This window comes from Dyadobacter sp. CY323 (assembly GCF_021390245.1).
Taxonomy (GTDB): domain Bacteria; phylum Bacteroidota; class Bacteroidia; order Cytophagales; family Spirosomataceae; genus Dyadobacter.
The window spans coordinates 110,922-127,964 of the sequence record NZ_JAJUXH010000004.1 but is presented as its reverse complement, the minus strand read 5'-3'; the positions used below and the strand labels follow the sequence as shown (position 1 = coordinate 127,964).

Genomic DNA, 17,043 nt, shown 5'->3' with positions numbered 1-17,043 from the left:
ATTTTTTATGATCTACAAAACAAACAAAAGTATGAAAAAAACCTTTTACCGGCAGAAACCACTGCTCAAAATTATGAGAATCAGCCTCATACAAATGTTGATCGTCGTTGGGTGTTCGCAACTCTCGTTTGCATTCGAGGGATTCGGGCAAGAAGTGCTGAACCGAAAACTGACCATTAGCATTAAAGAACAAAACATAGGCGCGGCACTCAGTCAGATCGGCAAACTTTCGGGCGTGAACTTCATGTACAGCCCCGAATTGATCGGTTCGCAACGCAAGGTGACTTTTAATGCAAAAGATGAAAAACTGGAAGCTATTCTCGACAATTTTCTGACGCCATTGCAGGTTACCTACGAAGTTTCGGGAAAACAGATCCTGTTGAAAAGAGCTGGCGCCAAGCCTGGCCAATCTCTGCCGGAGGGTTCGGGATCGTCCATTAAATCCATTCAATCGATCGATATCTCCATTAAAGGTAAGGTCGCGGATGTCACAGGTTCCACCATTCCCGGAGCGACTGTTGTCCTGAAAGGCAGCTCGTCCGTTGGAACAACCACCGATGCGGAAGGTATGTTCGCACTCAACGTTCCGGATGGCAGTACCACATTGGTTGTATCTTCAATCGGCTTTCTGACTGCGGAAGTGGAGATTGCCAACAGATCGCAAATCGATGTGACCCTTCAATCCGACGTAAAATCGCTGAGTGAGGTAGTAGTGACCGGCTATTCTTCTCAATCTAAAAGAGATATTACCGGTGCTGTTTCGACCGTTGACGCGGCCGAACTGACAAAAGTGGCGGCGCCAAACGTTGCCCAGCAGTTGCAGGGACGCGTGGCGGGTGTTACCGTTACTTCCAACAATAGCCCGGGCGGCGAGGCCACGGTACGTATCCGCGGTTTTGGAACGATCAACAACAACGATCCTTTGTATGTGATCGACGGTGTGCCTACCAAAGGTGGCCTGAACAGCATCAACCCGAACAACATTGAGTCGATGCAGGTACTGAAAGATGCGTCTTCGGCTTCTATTTATGGTTCGAGAGCTGCAAATGGGGTGATTATTATTACCACAAAAAAAGGAAAAGCAGGCGCGCCGAGGTTTACATTCAACTCGAGAGCCGGTTTGCAAACAGGTAAAGTAGACCTGGACCTGATCAAAGATCCCCAGCAATTTGGTGACCTTTTATGGACGCAACGCAAAAATGCCGGCGTATTGACTAATGGAAATCCATCGCATCAGCAATACGGTAACGGAGTGAATGCAGTCGTTCCGGACTACATTCTCGCCGGTTCAAGCTACGGGCTTTTTGAAGGAGCCCCAGAAACCAACCCTTCTTTGTACAACTACAACCGAACCGGTTTTTACCAGATCGTAAAAGCAAACAAAGAAGGAACGGACTGGCACAAGGAAATCCTCCGTCCGGCTGCGATCCAGGAATACAATGTAGGCGCGACGGGCGGGACTGAAAGTGGCCGCTATGCCATCGCTTTCAACTATTTCAAGCAGGATGGGGTATTGATCCATACTTCTTTCAACCGTTATTCATTGCGTTCAAATACGGAGTTTACCTTTAAAAAACGCTTTCGGATTGGTGAAAACCTGGAAGTGAGCTATACGGAAAACAAGGGTTACTATAACAACAACGGGACAGCGAGCTCAGCCAATAACCAGGATGGCAACCCGATCGGAAATGGGTACCGGATTCCTTCCATTATCCCGGTATATGACATCATGGGCAACTTCGCGGCTACCCGGGCGGCTGGCCTGGGACCTGCTACCAACCCCGTTGCGCAGCTTTGGAGAACCAGAAAAAATCAGACAAACAACTTCCGCGCATTTGGCAATGCATATCTGGAAGCCGACATTCTAAAAGATCTGACCGTTAAATCCAGCATTGGTGTCGACATTACAGCCGCAAATCGCGTGGGCTATACCCTGCTCGATCTGGAAGAAGCAGAGATCGAGGCTGCCAATGCATTGACCAATGTAAATGCCTACGACGTCAATTGGACGTGGTCGAACACATTGAATTACAATAAAACATTCGGCAGTCATAAACTTGGCGTGCTTCTTGGAACGGAAGCGATAAAAGGGACGGGCCGCGACTTTTCGGCCACACGTACTACATTTTTCTCGGAAGATCCTCAGTACATGTTCCTGAGCTCTGGAACGGCGGGTATCAATAATGCAGGCGGTGGCTACGAATGGGCGCTTTTCTCGATTTTCGGAAAAATAAATTACTCTTTAAAAGACCGTTACCTGCTTGAAGCCACGGTACGCCGCGACGGTTCATCGCGTTTTGGGCAAAACAACCGGTACGGTACATTTCCTGCATTCAGCGCGGGATGGAGACTTTCGGAAGAAGATTTCCTGAAACCGTTAACATGGCTGGACGATCTGAAATTAAGAGTGGGCTGGGGACAAACGGGTAACCAGGAAATCGGTAACTACAACGGTTTCAGCACCTACCGTTCAAACCTTGGACTTTCTTCTTACGCAATCGACGGTTCAAACAATGCGGTCCAACCCGGATTTGACACCGAAGCATTTGGAAATCCCGATGCAAAATGGGAAACGACCACACAAACCAACATTGGTCTGGATGCGACAATCCTGAAAGGAATGTTTGCCTTTAATCTGGATTTGTACAACCGTACCACTTCGGATATGCTTTATCAGGTCTCATTACCCGCTACCCAGGGTGTGGCCACGATCCCGTTCGTGAATGTTGGTGAAATGAACAACAAAGGAATTGATCTCGGCATTGACTTTAATAACAAAGCATTGAATGGCGATCTGACCTATTCGGTTGGTGTAAATGTTTCGACTTATAAAAATGAAGTTAAAAAGCTGAACAGCAGCACATCCGCCGTGCTTCTCGGACCTGCAATACGCAGCTATACCTGGACACGCTCCGTTGCCGGAATGCCATTGTATTCCTTCTATGGTTTGCAGATCGACGGCATTTACCAGAACCAGGGTGAAGTGGATAAAGGACCGAAATATCCCGGCTATGCTGCCGTGGGTAAATACAAATACCACGACACCGACGGCGACGGCACAATTACCGACAACGACCGCAAGTTTCTAGGCAACCCGCACCCGGACTTCACCTACGGTATCAACCTGAATGTGGGCTACAAAAACTTCGACTTATCGGCATTTTTCCAGGGTGTGAAAGGCAATCAGATCATCAACATGGTAAAACGCTGGGTTGATTTCAACAACCAGGCGGGTAACAGAAGTCTCCGCATGCTGAACGATTCCTGGACACCTCAAAACCCGGATGCCGCATTGCCGATTTTGGATGCAAACGACAGCCGCAGCCAGCAGCCTTCCAGCTATTTTATCGAGGACGGTTCTTATTTCCGCATGAAAAACCTGACACTGGGTTACACATTACCAACGGGTGTTTTGTCAAAAATCGGGTTTGAAAGTGCGCGTGTCTATTTACAGGCTCAAAACCTTTTCACGATCACAAAATACAGTGGTATCGATCCGGAAGTTACTTCGGTCGGTTCAACACCAGGCAGTACGGTATTGGGTGTGGACCAGGGAAATTATCCTAACTCCAAAATGTACCAGATCGGGATCAACTTCGGATTTTAAAACAGGCAAAGAATCTTATTATCTGATAATCATAAGCTTATAGATATGAAAAGGACAATTTTAACAGCAATGGTCTGCGCGGCACTGATGACTTCGTGCGGAGAAGGCTTTCTGGAAACTACTCCACTCGGAGTTGGAAATGAACAATCTCTTTCCAATAAATCAGGAGTAAATGCAGTATTGATCGGCGCATACAGTTTGCTTGATGGCGTTGGTGCCGGGCCGGTGAATACTTCATCGGTGAGTAACTGGATTTACGGCTCCATTGCCTCGGACGACGCTTACAAAGGCAGCGACGTGGGTGACCAGGCGCAGATCACCACCATCGAACGCTACATTCCGCAGGCAGACATCGGTGCCTACAATGATAAATGGGTGGCCGTTTACGACGGTGTTTCCCGTTCGAACAATGCGATCAAGCTGATCGGGCTGGCTACAGATATGACCGACGCCGAAAAAGCGCAGGCACTCGGCGAAGCTCGTTTTCTGAGAGCATGGTACCATTTTGAAGCCAAAAAACTCTGGAATATGGTTCCTTATGTGGATGAAACGGTAACGGATTACATCAACCTTCCAAACGATAAGGATATCTGGCCAAACATTGAAGCTGATCTGCAATTTGCGGTGGACAATGTGTCTGCTACCAAATCACAGGTTGGACGCGTGAGCAAGTGGGCCGCGAAGTCGACTTTGGCCAAAGTTCACATGTATCAGCAGGATTTCGTTGCCGCAAAACCTATTTTGGATGATGTGATCAACAACGGGCCGTTTTCGTTGGTGAACAGTTTTCACGACAATTTCCGGATTACGACTGAAAACAATGCAGAGTCGATTTTTGAGGTACAAATGTCTGTGGGTGATGGCGGCAGCGGGCAGAACGGAAGCTGGGGAGATAACTACAACTTCCCGTATGGCTCGGCTCCCGGCGGATGCTGCGGATTTTATCAGCCTTCTCAAAACCTGGTAAATGCATTCAAAACAGACGCGGCCGGACTTCCTTTGCTCGACTCATTCAACGACGTGGATGTTACCAACGACGAAGGTCTGTCGTCATCGAACGCATTCACACCACACACCGGAACCTTGGACCCGAGGCTGGACTGGACGGTTGGAAGAAGAGGTCTGCCATTTCTGAACTGGGGCGTACATCCTGGAAAGAACTGGATCAGGGACCAGACTTTTGGCGGGCCATATACCTTCAAAAAATTCTTTGCTTACAGTGGCGAAAATGGGGGCGCTGAATCTCCGCGTGCCAATGCGAATAATTACCGTGCAATCCGTTTTGCTGATATTCTTTTGATGCGCGCCGAAGTCGCAGTGGAACAAAATGACCTGGCAACCGCGCTGAAAATCGTAAATCAGATCCGTACACGTGCCGCCAACGTGGTAGTAATGGATGCTGCCGGAAAACCTGCTGCAAACTATCTGGTTAAACCCTACCCCGCATTTGCAACCCAGGATTATGCAAGAAAAGCAGTGCGTTTCGAGCGCCGCGTGGAGCTTGCAATGGAAGGCCACAGACACTTTGACCTGGTTCGCTGGGGTGTAGCTGACGTGGTACTCAACGCATATCTGGCGAAAGAAAGCAAGAAAAGGACTTATCTGTCAGGTGCGACATTTGTAAAAGGCAAAAGCGAGTATTTCCCAATACCTCAGGCGCAGATCGACATCATGGGAGCCAATGTTTTGAAACAAAATCCCTGATACCTTTTTAATAATTATATTCTGTTAGTTAATAAAGTGCGTGTCCTTTGGATGCGCACTTTTTTTGTTTCAATGCCACGAATGCACGAATACCACGAATGCATTCGTGCCTTATTCGTGCATCCGTGGCATTAAACCTTACTCGTGATAGTGAAATTTACAACGAAGAATATAAACCACGCCCTGCTCAACGCGGTACACCAACCTATGCTCCTCGTTGATCCTTCTCGACCAACAGCCAGATAAATTTGAACGAAGCATTTCAGGCTTCCCTTTACCTTCAAAGGGACTTCGCATGCATTCTTTAAGAAGCTCATTAATTTTTTTGACGATGCCTTTATCTACCTTTTGCCATTCAATGTAATCTTCCCAGGCATCAGGGTGCCAGGACAACATCAAAGCTCAATAAGATCACGTTGGATAAAGATGTCCCTGTTGTTTTTAAAGTCGTCGACCACTCGCAATAAACGCTTCTTATTTACAGGATTGCTCATTAAATAATCGGTGGTATCCGAAAACGGTAGTGTTCCATTTGAAATCTTTACGGACTTCAAAAAATTCAGAATCGCCCGTTTTTCCTTCCTGTTTGGCACTGCTAGTCGTAGCATTGTGAAGAAATTTAAATGTTAGTATGTGTCATGAGTTGAGTAATCGGAACAAATGTAGCTAAAATCTCAAATGCCCCGGCGTCGTGAAGAACCCCTCACAATCAGCTCTGTATTCAGAATCTTCTTCTCGGGCAAATGAACGTCTTCCAGATCTACAATCTGCAGGATCCACTCGGCAGTAATGCGGCCCATTTCCAATGTCGGCTGCCGCACAGTCGTAAGTCCGGGGCCAATATAGGTGGATTCCGGGTTATCGCTGAATCCTACAACGCCCAGTTCGTCGGGGATACTGATTCCTTTTTCTTTTGCCATTAACATAATTTCTATTGCCGCAGAGTCATTTACCGCGAAAATAGCATCAGGCCGATTTGCCAGGTCCAGCAGATACTGACCATATATCCTCGCTTTTTGCTGCGTCAGCATTCCCTGGATGATCATGTGATCTTCAATCGTTTTACCGTGTTTTAGCATCGCTGCCCGGTAACCCCGCAATCTTTCCTGACTTACCAAAAGCGTCAATGGCCCGCCGAGATGTGCAATCCTTTCGTAGCCGTTCAGAATAAGATGTTCCACTGCCTGAAACGACGCCTCGAAATCGTTCACCACTACCTTAGGCACATTGATCTGTTCGCAAACCCGGTTGAAAAGAATGAGCGGAATGCCTCTTTTTTCAAATACACTCAAATGGTCGAAGTTATTGGTTTCCTGCGTGAGCGAAATCAGCAACCCGTCGATCCGGTTCGCCAGCATGGCCTTTGCATTGGAAATTTCGACCTGGTACGACTCATTACTCTGCATGATCGTGAGGTTGTAACCTGCCTTTGTCAACACTTCATGTGCCCCGATAATTACATTAGGAAAAAAGGGATTATGAAATTCCGGCACGATCAATCCTATGGTGTTCGTCTTGCTTTTTACCAGATTGTAGGCCAGTTGGTTAGGCTGGTAATCGAGTTGACTGGCCTTTTCGAGCACCGCCTGACGTGTTTCCGGGCTGATATCCGCATGATCGTGCAACGCGCGGGATACTGTTGAATTGGAAACGCCGAGTGATCGGGCAATGTCGATGATCGTAGTCTGGTGACGCTTTCTGCGCTGTAATGAAAGCACCGACTCATCCTTTTCGGATTGAGTGAAATAATAGTTGCAAGACTTGCAGAGGTATCGTTGAAGACCTCTCACATATCCCGCCTTCATAATGCCATCCACCTGCTCACATTTCACGCACCTAACCATATTGTACTATTTTAATAAAGGTTCATCTTGCCAGTGTTTCCGGCACTCGTTAAACACCCGGTCACAAAAATAGAAAAATCTTATATTAAAAATACATAAAACCATATATCGGTAACGTCTCCGCAAACGTTCCCGATAGTTATTGAACGAAATCCGGAAAATTTTGCCGGATAATAAAGTGTGGTGAATTCGATCCTCCATATATCTTTATCAAATAACCCTATTTAAGTCCTCCAAAACCATTTAAAACTACCTGTCAGATTCATTATTAAGAATAGCCCGAGCTCACTCCTGTTGTACTATTCCTATTTATAAACATCTAATTAACCCTAATTTCTATTTCAATGAAGAAAATAATACCCTGCCTGTTCATGCTGATGCTTTTTAGTGTGGGCATAACACATTCATTGCTGGCCCAGTCCGGCACCGTTACCGGAAAAGTTGTTGATGAAAAAGGTGAAGGCATTCCCGGCGCAAGTGTGACCGTAAAAGGTTCTCAGCAGGGCACGCTCACGACCGTAGAAGGAACCTATTCATTGGAATCCGCTGGAAATGCGACACTTGTGTTTTCATTTGTAGGTTATCTAAGGGAAGAGATTCAGGTTAATAACCGTTCGATCGTAGACATCACACTTCGTCCCGACATCAAAGCACTTGAAGAAGTGGTGGTGGTAGGTTACGGAACGCAACGCCGGGTTGAAACGACCGGCTCCATTGCTTCTGTTAAGGCTGCTGACCTTGTCCAGACCCCTGTCGCTAACATCGCGCAAGGCTTGCAGGCAAGAGTTTCCGGAATGCAGATCAACCAGAACTCAGGTGCGCCCGGCGGTAATGTGAGCGTCCGCATCAGGGGAACCAACTCCATTAACGGATCGTCCGAGCCACTTTATGTGATTGATGGGATTCAGATTTCCAATGGCGGAGGCATCACCGATGTGAGCCCGCTTTCGACCATTAACCCCAATGATATCGAATCCGTTGAGGTACTCAAAGATGCTTCCGCTTCCGCTATTTATGGTGCGCGCGCTGCCAACGGGGTTGTTTTGATCACAACAAAACGCGGTAAAAGCGGAAAAACGACTGTAACATTTGACAGTTACTATGGTACTCAAAAAGTAAACAAACAACTCGACGTACTAAACGCCGCAGAGTTTGCGCAGGTTGAAAATGAAGTGTTTAAAAACAACTACTACCCTGATCCTGCCTCGTTGGGAGAAGGTGTTAACTGGCAAAACTATATTTTCCGCAAAGCTCCGATCCAGAACCACCAGCTTTCTATCAATGGTGGGAATGAAAAGACCCAGCTGGCACTTTCACTGAATTATTTTGACCAACAGGGAACGTTCATCGGTTCTGGTTTCAAACGGTATTCTTACCGCCTCAACCTGGATCACCGCCTCAGCAAGTCCATTAAGATCGGTACCAGTATTTTAGGAAGTTATTCGATCAACGACGGTATACAAACCGGTGGTGAAAACATTGGCGACGGTGGAGCAGTACTTTCATCGGTACTAGGCGCTGCGATCGGCGCGCCCCCTACATTGAAACCGTATCGTGAAGACGGCTCCATTTTCCCGTTCGGCGAACAGGCTGGCGGTCAGTACCGCGAAGTGGTAAACCCGCTTAATTTTGCCGCGGCTCTGAACAAAAGAGATATCAAAAGAACGCTGGCCAATTTATACGGAGAAGTCAATCTTTTCAAAGGGCTTACCTACCGCGCATCCTTTAACATCGACCAGAGAGGTGAATTGTACGATGGCTACTCTCCAAGATCGATTGTCAATAAAAGTGATCTGAACGACAACTCCGGTTCGGCTTCCAAAGCCAATGCGAACTACCTCGCCCTGCTTCACGAAAGTATCCTGACTTACAGCACAAATCTTGGTAAAAACCACACATTCAAGGCTACTGCCGTATTTGGTACCCAATTGGAACAATCCAATAACAACACCATGAATGCCTCCGGCTTCCCGAATGACGCTACGCAAAACGAAGCGATGCAACTGGCATTAACCCGCACAGTAAGCAGCGGCAGAAGCAGCCAGCGCCTGGATTCCTATATGGCCCGTGTCAATTACGGTTTTAAGGATAGATTCTTTATTGACCTTACAGCTCGTGCCGATGGTTCAAGTAAATTTGGGGCAAATCATAAATACGGTATTTTCCCGGCAATTTCAGCAGCGTACCGCCTGATCGAAGAGCCTTTCATGAAAGACCTGACCTGGCTGTCTGATTTGAAATTGCGGGGTAGTTTCGGGATAACCGGTAATGCTGGTGGCATTAATCCGTATCAGTCGCTTTCTACTGCGGCAGCTACGGGCAGCGATTATCTGCTCAACCATACGTACACAACGGGTATCAACCCTACCGGCATAGCAAACCCGGATCTGAGATGGGAGCGTTCGGCACAAACCAACATCGGCATCGACCTCAGCTTGTTGAACAACCGGGTGAGTTTCATCGCGGACGTTTACCACAAGAAAACCAATGATCTTCTGTATGTTAAAACCCTTCCATTAAGTTCCGGATATGGTTCACTTACCGGGAATTACGCTTCTCTCCAAAACAAAGGACTGGAACTTGCAGTGAATGCGCGGATTCTGAATGGACCGTTGAAATGGGATGTCTCAGCTAATACCACCTTCAACCGTAACAAAGTGCTTGATCTCGACGGCGGTGTGACGAATGAACGTTTTATAACTACTTACACCATTTTGAAGGTAGGCGAACCGTTGGGATTGTTCAAAACCTATGTTTTTGACGGTGTTAATCAAACAGGCGAAGCCATTCTTCCCGGGTATGATGGCCGCATCGGCGGACACAAAATCAAGGATATAACCGGCGATAATGCGATCTCGGCTGCTGACCAAACGATTGTAGGAAACCCAAACCCGAAATTCATTTACGGTTTTTCAAGTAATCTTGCCTACAAAGGCTTTGACCTGGGCATTTTCGTAGCAGGTTCTCAGGGAAATGACATTTACAATGCCAGTCGGCTTTCATTCGAAAACCCGCTGGGTCAGCGTAACTTGTTGAAAGGCGTTGTGAATCGCTGGTCGCCAACGAATCCGAACAATCAGTATGTAAGCGCTGCACAAGGAGGAAGGCTTCCAATCTCCAATTACGTGGTGGAAGATGGTTCTTACCTGAGATGCAAAAACCTGACACTCGGCTATACTTTGCCAAAAATGAAATGGGTACAGGCGATAAGATTATATGTAAGTGCCAACAACCTTTTTACGATCACCGATTACAGCGGATACGATCCTGAGGTGAATACGTACGCAGGTTCAAACACGGTTATTGGTGTTGATAACTTTGTTTATCCTCAGTCAAGATCATTCCTGGGTGGTATTCAGGTTACATTCTAAAATCCTCTTTTCCGAATTCAAATAACTATGAAAAAGATATCGAAAATAACCGCAACGCTGAGCATACTGGGAGCATCCCTCCTGCTGCCTTCGTGCGAATTGAACGAAACGATTTATTCTTCCATTTACACCGAAGATTTTTACAAAACAGCCTCAGACGCTGAAAAAGGACTTGTAGCTGTGTATGGCGCACTGGGAAGCCTTGGCGGCGCCCCGGCACTTACCCTCGTCGCTGATTTCAGCGACGATCAAACTTACCCTCGTGGCGTGGTGGGAAGGAACACATTGACCATGTTCACCTACGACGTCAACTACACGACTCAAAAAAGTAACAGCCGTGTGAACGAGTCTCCGCAGCAAATATGGTCAGCTTGTTACAGTGGCATTGAAAAAGCAAACTGGGTGATCGCAAAAGTCCCGAATGCGACCATGGATGAACCACGCAAAAAGCAGATCCTCGGAGAAGCTTATTTCCTGCGCGCTTTTTATCATTGGTTTTTGACCAAAAACTTTGGTGACGTACCGGTTAAGATCACGCCAAGCTACACCGAAGAGGAAGCGCTGACCGCAAAAAGCCCGAAAGCTGATGTTTACAAACAGATTTACGCCGACTTAGATCTGGCAACTTCGGCAGGACTTCCCTCCTTCCCGGCTGTTGTAAAAGGGCGTGCTTCCAATGAAGCCGCGCTGGCACTTTATGCAAAAGCTGCGCTCTACAATGAGGATTGGGCCACGGCGCTGGCCAAAGCAAAATTGGTGATCGCTTCTAACAAACATGCGCTTTTGCCGGCTGTGTGGGATGTATATCGTTATGATAATGAGGATGCTGCGCGTTTGGAAAATATTTTTGCTTATGAAGTTGATCCCGTTTCACCGGGACTTGGCCACCAATTGGTCGGTCTGTGCGGACCGGCAGGAAGCGCGGCACCAGCCTATGCAAGAACCTCTTTCGGATCGATGTTTGCATACCAGTCCTTTTTCAACTCCTTCGATCCCAAAGATGCCCGCCGAGGTTTGCTGGACACAAATTATGTTGACAAAACGGGTAAAGTAATCCCGCAACGCAGTGTTACCCCGATTACAACCGATGGTGTTTTGATCAAAAAATATCAGGATCCGGTTTCGACGATCGGTTTGATCCCGAATATTCCGATCCTGAGAATGCCGGATGTATATCTGATCGCTGCGGAAGCAGAGGCTCGTTTGAACGGAGCAACTGCCGGTGCATATGCATTTATCAATGTAGTTCGTAAACGGGCTGGATTGGCCGATCTGAAAGCCGGTTTGACAAAAGAAGCCTTCATCGAGGCTGTTCTGCAGGAACGTGGCTGGGAGTTTTTCGCAGAAGGTGACCGCTGGTATGACCTGACCAGAACAGGTAAGTTTTTGACAGTTATTCCAAAAGCAGTAAATAGCGTATATCCGGTCAGGAATGTGACCGCCAAAAACCGCTATTTCCCGATTCCGCAGGACGAGATCAACGCAAATGCGAAGATCGAGCAGAATCCGGACTGGAAGTAAGATCCGGGACGGCCCCGGCGGGGCTTCCTGGCCAGTTTACAGGAGACTCGCGCCGGAGTCCAAAATCAAATGGAGTGACAGGGCGGCTAGAAACAGGGAGCCCCGCTGAGGCAAATGTTGATGCCCCGCTGGGGCTAATGCAAAAACCGGCGAACACCCAGCTATCCGGTAGCAGACGTTGATAATTGAAATGAAAAAATATCTGATATGTTGAATGTCGTTTTGTTTGTGGCTTTTCTGATGATTCCTTCCCCGGTTTTGGGAAATGAAAAAGTGCGGGAATTCCAGATTGTTGAAAACGACACGCTGACCTACACTTTGAAGCTTGCGCTGGATGAGTCGGGGAAGCCACAATACTTTTACAGGAACATTTTCACACCGGTTTGCTACACCAATGAATGCAAACCGGTGTATGTTAATTTCTATTGGGACCTTCTCGGGAATTACATGCGGTACGATCTGCCGAAAGACAAGATCCTGACCAAAGTGGATCACGACGAATTCAAGCCCGAGGATTACGAGAAATTGCAGGATATCCTGGCGCAGCCCAACTCCATTTTCGCCGATCTGGAAATGGAAGACCTGATCGTGAAAGGTACCGAGGATCTGAGCGATTCGGTCGATGCAAAAGCAGGGGCGACTCTTAAAACCATTAAAAACCAGGTGATTGACGGGGCGGTTTACACCTGCTTCACTTTGTGGAAAATCGCATATGGCAGCGCGGTTCCCGAAATGCGAAAGATCATCGAGAGCTACAAAAGCGAATCGCTGCTGCACAGCTTTCTCAACAGCGACAATTACCATTATCAGTATTGGGCAATGGAAAAAGTGCTCGACCAAAAAGGGAATGTCCGGAAAGGATATGATGCGGATGTGGAAAGAATCATTGGCGGGAAAAATATTTTCATTGCCAAAAATGCTTTGCAACGCGTGAACAGTACTTTTCTGTCGGGGACTTCCAGGCAAAACTGGATTTGGGAAACCTACGAAAAATCTTCTTATGCATTGCAGATCGCGATTTTGAAAAAACTGCAATCCGTTACCGTCAATGAATCATTGGCCAATAAATTAAAGTCCGGACTCGAAAAATCGAACGAGGAACAAGCATCGCTTATCAAACAAATACTAACGAAATGAGAAACATTCTAAGCCTGACATTGATCCTGATCTCTTTTTTTGCCACGGCGCAAAATCATGTTTTCGTGGAAACCGAATCCTTTGAAGACAAAGGTGGCTGGGTAATCGATCAGCAATCGTTTGTGGTGATGGGATCATCGTACATCATGGCACATGGCATGGGCCGGCCGGTGAAAGATGCCGCAACGACTGTCAAATTCCCGAAACCGGGTAAGTACCGCATGTGGGTTCGCACGAAAGACTGGGCGCCGTTTCCAAAAGGTCCTGGAAAGTTCGAAATCTCGATTGACGGGCAGAAAGTGAACCAGGTTTTCGGTTCGAGCGGATCGGATGTCTGGAGATGGTATGACGGGGGCGAAATCCCCATTAAAGGCAGCTCTGCGAAGCTTAGCATGAAAGATCTTACCGGTTTTAATGGACGTTGTGACGCCATTTTATTCACCGATGACCTCAAATTCACGCCGCCAAATGAATTCGAAGCATTAACTGCATTCCGCAAAAAATTGCTCAATCTTACCGACAAGCCAGCAGACGCAGGACAGTTTGATATGGTTGTTGTAGGCGGCGGTATCGCGGGCACCTGCGCTGCCATTTCAGCTTCCCGAATGGGTTTGAAAGTTGCCCTGATTCAGGACAGGCCGGTTTTGGGCGGGAACAACAGTTCCGAGATCCGCGTGCATTTAATGGGTGATGTGGACAAAAACCATTATCCGAAACTGGGCAGAATTGTAAGAGAAATGGACAATGGAGATCCTGGAAATGGAAATCCGGATGCCAAAGAATATGGCGACGCGCGTAAAATCGCGATCGTGAAAGCAGAACCTAATATTTCTCTTTTCCTCAACATGCACGTTTACAAAGTTGAAAAAGAGAACGATATCATTACTGCCGTAGTTGGTCGCGACATTGCTACCAATAAAGAAATGCGTTTTGCCGGCTCGTTTTTCTCAGACTGTACCGGTGACGGAACGGTAGGTTTTCTGGCGGGCGCGGAATTCAGAATGGGCCGTGAAAGTAAGGCTGAAACCGGCGAATCGCTGGCTGCCGACAAAGCTGACGACTTTACATTAGGAACCTCCAATTTGTGGGCGTCGCTGGCACGCGATACCGTTTCTTCATTCCCCGAAACACCGTGGGCGATGCAGTTTTCAGACGAGTACCACATCGACGAGCCACAATCAGACTGGCAGTGGGAAACCGGTTTTGGCAATTTCAACACCATTACCGATGCAGAGAAAATCCGCGACCACAACCTGCGTGCCATTTTCGGAAACTGGTCTTATCTGAAAAAGAACAAACCTGCCAAATACGCAAAACGTGAGCTGGCATGGGTAGCCTATATCGGTGGAAAACGCGAATCGCGCCGCATCATCGGTGACCATATACTTAACCAGATGGACATTCAGGAAGGTAAGTTTTATCCCGATGGTTCAGTAACTGCAACCTGGACGATCGATTTACATTTTCCCGACACAAAAAATAGCAAATACTTCGAAGGTCAGGAATTCTTCGCGGGGACCAAACACATTAAAGTAGCTCCCTACACGATTCCATACCGTTGCCTTTATTCCAAAAACATTCAGAATCTATTCGTAGCAGGCCGGAATATCAGCACTACCCACGTTGCATTTGGCAGTACCCGCGTAATGCGTACCTGCGGGATGATGGGCGAAGTGGTAGGATTCGCCGCGTATTTGACAAACAAATACAAAACGACCCCGAGAGGAGTTTACCAGGACCATTTACCCGAATTGATGGCGATTTTGAAAGGTGAGACCGTCGCTCCGCAACCGTGATGAGACACGCCTTGCTCCTCTTTCTAGCTCTCCTGCCGTCAGCTAAAGCAGACGGTCAGGGAAAGGAGCAGCAAGGCCTCCCCCCTAATCAATTACCGTTGACTTCGGTCAACGGTGTGGCGCAGGGAACTACTTATCACGTTAAATATTACGACTCCAAAAACAGGAATTTTAAAGTTCAAATTGATTCGATACTGGCGGATTTTGATCGCAGCTTATCGTTATACAGACAAGATTCTGAGATTTCAGAATTTAATAAAACGGAGTCATTCACATTCAGGTCACCCTATTTTTACCCGGTTTTAAAAAAATCAAAAGAGGTGTATGAGGCTACCAAGGGCGCTTTTGATCCGACCGTGATGCCGCTGGTGGAAGCTTATGGATTTGGGGCAAAAAGGGCAAAAGATCCCGAAAATGTAAATGTAGACTCGCTTTTGAAGTTGATTGGGTTTCAAAATATCCAGTTTGATGCGTCATCGGTCAAAAAAACTAAACCTTATGTAAGGCTTGATTTCAATGGCATTGCGCAGGGGTACTCGGTCGATCTGGTTGGTGCATTTCTTCAAAAAAAAGGAATTAACAGGTTTATGGTGGAAATCGGCGGGGAAATTCTTTGCAAAGGAATGAAGAATGAAGGAAAATCCTGGGTTGCCGGCATTGAAAATCCACTGCGCCCCGGCACCTTATTCAGCACCGTAAAGCTCGCCGACCGGGCGATGACCACCGCCGGAAATTACAGAAATCATTTTGAGAAAAACGGACAGGTTTTCAACCACATTATCAATCCGAAAACCGGCTCCATGGAGCAGAGTTCGGTGCTGAGTGTAACCGTGTTTGCGCCGGATGCCATCACAGCCGACGGGTACGATACCGCATTTTTTTTAATGGGTTTGGAAGAAACAAAACAGTTTGTGGCAAAAAGAAAAGATCTCGATGTCTATATTATTTACTCCGATGCATCCGGGAAGATAAACCCGTATGCGAGCGACGGGATCAGGGATTTTATTACTGAGGGAAAAAATGCCCTGGAAAAGAAGTAGCAGCGGATGAAAAAACGGATCTGTGTACCCGCGCTTTTCATCCTGCTTTCAGGAATACAGATCTGGTTTTCTTCATTTACCAAACAAAAAGAAAGAAGGGAAACCGCATTTGAAACAACCATCAAAGATAGTATTGCGGTTCGCGTCGAGTTGGTTTATGGAAAAGACGATTTACCTGATTACTATTTCAGCCAAATCAAAACACCGGTTTGTGAAGACAGTCTCTGCTATCTGGTCACCATTGATTTGTACTGGGATTTGCTCGGCAATTTTCAGAACTATAAAACCCCGAAAGGAAACCCGCTCACCAAGTTTGACCATATCAGATTCACCAATGCGGACCATGCTAAAATGAAGGCCATTTTAGCTAATAATGAATCATCCCTGCGCGATCATGCCGTAGAAAGTTTGGTGGATCCGGAGAAAAAAAAGAAGTCGGCGGTAGTGGTGGATGCGGTTTCCGGAGCGACGAACACGGCTGTAAAAGACGAAGTAGTGGAAGGTGCGTTGTACAGTACTTATACATTGTGGCACATTGTAAACGGAGACATCGCCGGTAAGATCAGGGAACATTCCAGGCCGCTGATCAACGAAACCGTTCTCCGGAAAATGCTCGGCTCCGACAATGCGCATTACCAGTACTATGCATTGAATAAAATACCGGAGCAGGACCTGGACAAGTTTGCGCCGCTGCTGATCCGGCTGGTTTCCGAGGGAAGTTCATTTGTCCCCTATTTCGCCATTGAAAAGATCCCGCTGCGGATCTGGACGTCGGAAAACTTTCAGGTAACCCTGGTGAAACTGATTGGGAAAGTGGAATTCAAAATGCAGAATGAAATACTCAACAAACTGAAAGACATTAAGTTAAAATCTAATTCTCTGGATATTCTGATATCCTATATTCCTAAACTGAATGCAAATCAAAGGCAGAAAGTCGGGGCCATTGCTAATAGTAACGAAGCCGCATTGTCGGCAAAAGCAGCCGCTGCCGTTTTGAAGTCAAACGCAATTCCTAACCCTTAA

11 protein-coding genes are annotated in these 17,043 nt (G+C 47.0%); 8 read left to right on the top strand and 3 right to left on the bottom strand.

What is annotated here, in order from left to right; genetic code table 11:
• Positions 1-31 precede the first annotated feature (31 nt).
• A complete protein-coding gene (locus LZG72_RS09520; protein ID WP_233870770.1) occupies positions 32-3,607 on the top strand; it encodes a TonB-dependent receptor in 3,576 nt (1,191 codons plus the stop codon).
• 45 nt (positions 3,608-3,652) lie between these two features.
• Positions 3,653-5,311: a RagB/SusD family nutrient uptake outer membrane protein gene (locus LZG72_RS09515; protein ID WP_233870767.1), complete on the top strand. Its 1,659-nt coding sequence runs from the start codon at positions 3,653-3,655 to the stop codon at positions 5,309-5,311.
• A gap of 138 nt (positions 5,312-5,449) precedes the next feature.
• On the opposite strand, the gene LZG72_RS09510 is transcribed toward LZG72_RS09515, so the two are convergent.
• From LZG72_RS09510 to LZG72_RS09500, 3 genes are all read right to left on the bottom strand, one after another.
• Positions 5,450-5,707 carry a Txe/YoeB family addiction module toxin gene (locus LZG72_RS09510; protein WP_233870764.1) on the bottom strand — a complete coding sequence of 86 codons (258 nt, stop codon included), beginning with the start codon at positions 5,705-5,707 and terminating at the stop codon, positions 5,450-5,452.
• Entirely contained in the window at positions 5,707-5,919 is a 213-nt protein-coding gene (locus tag LZG72_RS09505; RefSeq protein WP_233870762.1) for a hypothetical protein, read from the bottom strand. Before LZG72_RS09505 ends, LZG72_RS09510 begins: the two co-directional genes overlap by 1 nt.
• A gap of 66 nt (positions 5,920-5,985) precedes the next feature.
• A complete protein-coding gene (locus LZG72_RS09500; RefSeq protein ID WP_233870759.1) occupies positions 5,986-7,155 on the bottom strand; it encodes a LacI family DNA-binding transcriptional regulator in 1,170 nt (389 codons plus the stop codon).
• A 344-nt stretch (positions 7,156-7,499) separates the two neighbouring features.
• Here LZG72_RS09500 and LZG72_RS09495 point away from each other — a divergent pair, with 344 nt between their 5' ends.
• The 6 genes from LZG72_RS09495 (at position 7,500) to LZG72_RS09470 (ending at position 17,043) form a co-directional block, all read left to right on the top strand.
• Entirely contained in the window at positions 7,500-10,526 is a 3,027-nt protein-coding gene (locus tag LZG72_RS09495) for a TonB-dependent receptor (protein ID WP_233870756.1), read from the top strand.
• 27 nt (positions 10,527-10,553) lie between these two features.
• Positions 10,554-12,047, top strand: a complete 1,494-nt coding sequence (locus tag LZG72_RS09490) for a RagB/SusD family nutrient uptake outer membrane protein (protein WP_233870754.1) — start codon at positions 10,554-10,556, stop codon at positions 12,045-12,047.
• A gap of 207 nt (positions 12,048-12,254) precedes the next feature.
• Positions 12,255-13,184, top strand: a complete 930-nt coding sequence (locus LZG72_RS09485; RefSeq protein WP_233870752.1) for a hypothetical protein — start codon at positions 12,255-12,257, stop codon at positions 13,182-13,184.
• Positions 13,181-14,980, top strand: coding sequence for an FAD-dependent oxidoreductase (locus tag LZG72_RS09480; protein ID WP_233870749.1), 1,800 nt, complete (start codon positions 13,181-13,183; stop codon positions 14,978-14,980). Before LZG72_RS09485 ends, LZG72_RS09480 begins: the two co-directional genes overlap by 4 nt.
• Positions 14,980-16,020: an FAD:protein FMN transferase gene (locus LZG72_RS09475; RefSeq protein ID WP_233870747.1), complete on the top strand. Its 1,041-nt coding sequence runs from the start codon at positions 14,980-14,982 to the stop codon at positions 16,018-16,020. The genes LZG72_RS09480 and LZG72_RS09475 overlap by 1 nt, the downstream gene beginning before the upstream one ends.
• Positions 16,021-16,026: 6 nt before the next feature.
• Entirely contained in the window at positions 16,027-17,043 is a 1,017-nt protein-coding gene (locus LZG72_RS09470; protein WP_233870744.1) for a hypothetical protein, read from the top strand.